Source organism: Tumidithrix helvetica PCC 7403 (assembly GCF_965232925.1).
Classification (GTDB): domain Bacteria; phylum Cyanobacteriota; class Cyanobacteriia; order Pseudanabaenales; family Pseudanabaenaceae; genus Tumidithrix; species Tumidithrix helvetica.
Window position 1 is genome coordinate 14005 of sequence record NZ_CBDDRA010000052.1, and the last position, 2850, is coordinate 16854.

At 44.4% G+C, this 2850-nt stretch carries 2 protein-coding genes and 1 pseudogene; all 3 read left to right on the forward strand.

Going from position 1 to position 2850, the window contains the following annotated elements; genetic code table 11:
- Positions 1–7 precede the first annotated feature (7 nt).
- The coding region (locus tag ACP2WE_RS25475) for a WD40 repeat domain-containing protein (protein ID WP_425218327.1) at positions 8–1687 on the forward strand (1680 nt) is incomplete at its 5' end.
- Between the two features lie 80 nt (positions 1688–1767).
- Positions 1768–2211, forward strand: a complete 444-nt coding sequence (locus tag ACP2WE_RS25480; protein ID WP_425218328.1) for an excisionase family DNA-binding protein — start codon at positions 1768–1770, stop codon at positions 2209–2211.
- Positions 2204–2344: pseudogene (locus tag ACP2WE_RS25485) on the forward strand (PIN domain-containing protein); the annotation flags it as partial. The gene ACP2WE_RS25480 and the pseudogene ACP2WE_RS25485, both read left to right, overlap by 8 nt.
- Positions 2345–2850 lie beyond the last annotated feature (506 nt).

Genomic DNA, 2850 nt, shown 5'->3' on the forward strand with positions numbered 1-2850 from the left:
CTATGTNGTTAATGCAAACTTTAGCCCAGACGGCAGTAAAATTGTTACAGCTTCCTCTGACAACACAGCGCGAGTGTGGGACTTACAAGGTAATCAAATTACCGAACTCAAAGGTCATAAAAGCTATGTTAGGAGTGTGAGTTTTAGCCCGGATGGCAGCAAAATTGTTACTGCATCCTATGATAAGACGGCACGAGTGTGGGATTTACAAGGTAATCAAATTGTCGAACTTAAAGGGCATACTTACATTATCGATAGTGTATGTTTTAGCCCAGACGGCAACAAAATCGTTACCGCTTCCTCTGACAACACTGCGCGAGTATGGGATGTGAAAGGTAACCAGATCGCTGAACTCCAAGGGCATACGAGTGATGTAATTCGCGCAAATTTTAGCTCAGATGGTAACACGATCATTACTGCATCCTTAGATAACACGGCGCGAGTGTGGAATCTCAAAGGAAATCAAATCGCTGAACTTAAAGGACATACAGATACCGTTAGGGGTGCAAATTTTAGCCCAGATGGCAACAAAATTCTAACGGTGTCCAATGACTGCACAGTTAGAGTATGGGATGTTAAAAGAAAACAAATTGCCGAACTTAAGGGACATACAAGCTATGTCTGGCGTGCGAATTTTAGCCCAGATGGTAGCAAAATTGTTACTGCATCCTATGACACAACAGCACGAATTTGGGATCTCCAAGGGAATCAAATCGCCAAACTTAAAGGTCATAAAAGTTATGTTAGGAGCGTAAATTTTAGCCCTGACGGTAGCAAAATTGTCACCGCGTCCGATGACACTACTGCACGAGTATGGAATGTCCAAGGGAAGCAAATCGGTGAACTCCTTGGACATACATATATTGTTGATAGCGCAAACTTTAGTCCAGACGGTAATAAGATTGTTACTGCTTCTTGGGACAAAACGGCGAGAGTCTGGGATCTCAATGGTAACCAACTAGCTGTGCTCAATGGGCACACAGATCAGGTCAGTAGTGCGAATTTCAGTCCGGACGGCAACAAAATTGTTACTGCTTCTTGGGACAACACTGTACGGGTATGGGATCTTAAAGGAAATCAAATCGTAGAACTTCAAGGGCATACAAGTTATGTTTGGAGTGCAAATTTCAGTCCTGACAGTAATAAAATTATTACTGCTTCTTGGGACAATTCTGTGCAGATATGGAACATCCAAGGAAATCAAATTGCCAAACTTCAAGGGCATACAAGTCGAGTCAGTAGTGCAAATTTCAGTCCTAACGGCAACAAAATTGTTACTGCTTCCTCTGACAGAACTGCGCGAGTATGGAATGTCCAAGGGAAGCAAATCGCCGAACTTAAAGGTCATACAGATACTGTCGATAGTGCAAATTTCAGTCCGGACGGCAACAAAATTGTTACTACATCTTGGGATAACACTGCACGGATCTGGGATATCCAAGGAAATCAAATTGCCGAACTTAGAGGGCATACAAGTCGAGTCAGTAGTGCGAATTTCAGTTCGGACGGTAATAAGATTGTTACTGCTTCTTGGGACAAAACGGCGCGAGTGTGGGATGTAATTGAAAGTGATTTCGAGCGCCTGTTAATCCGTGGCTGCGAGAAACTGCATGACTATCTTTCCACCAATCCCAACGCCACAGACAGCGACAGACTAATGTGTGGCATCGAGCCAAGGCAAAAGTAAAAAGTCAAGATCCCTCGTTTTTGCGTTTCGATTATTGCGTTTGATGTGTTAGATTGGGAGCTATCTACCGTCAACTAGCCATGATTTCTGCATACATTCCTAACGACGACGATTCAAAACTCTCCTTAGAGAGTAGCCGAATTTTGGCTGCCCATAGTCACAATAAAGTTCGCAAGCTGAGATTTATTGAAGAAGATGGCAGCGAACGAGATGCAGAAATTCCCGCAGCCGCCTATCAAATGCTCGTGGATGCCCTAACCCTAATGTCACAGGGCAACGGCGTAAGCCTCATCCCCATACAAGCCGAACTAACCACCCAAGAAACCGCCGATCTGCTGAATGTCTCTCGTCCCTTTGCGATTAAACTGCTGGAATCTGGTGAAATCCCTTATCGCAAAGTCGGAACGCACCGCCGCATTCACTTTAAAGACGCGATCGCTTACAAACAACAGATAGATACAGAGAGGGCTAAGGCATTAGACGAGTTAGTAAAGCAATCTCAAGAACTAGGGCTTTATGACTAGGTTTGTGGCTCTCCTTGATGCTTGCGTTCTCTATCCCAATTACCTGCGAGACATTCTCATTCAACTTGCATTAACCGATCTCTTCAGAGCAAAGTGGACCGATCTAATTCACGAAGAATGGATGCGTAATGTGCGATCGCCCGTTCATAAACCCGCTCGTCACAATGAAATGCAAAAGTTCCGCTTTGCTGCACTCTTGCTCAGTTCTTGGCATAGGTTCGGATTTATCGGCTCGTAAAGCTTAAAGAGTCGCCTCAAACCTCACCCATGCGATCGCTTCAAAGCCGCTAGGCTTGTCCCCTGTATCCCCCCAAGATGAACAAAGGGAAATTGAATTACAAAAGCTCCGTTTCACTGCGCTCTTGCTCTATGTTTGGTGCAGGATTTTGCTCCATTACAGACTGCGCTACTCTCCGCTTCCATTCCACAAAACCCAGCACAGATGTCTATTGACGCTTCGCGGTCTATGTTGTTTGCTCGATTGGCACTTGTTTCAGCATAAACCGCTAGCGCAACTGGTAATACCAATTTAAAGGCGTAGGATAACAGATAGACTAAACTAGAGAAAAAAGTATAAAGGCAGAAGTAAGATGGCAGGGAAAACAGCGATCGTCATCAAAGAAACAGAACAAGAACTAG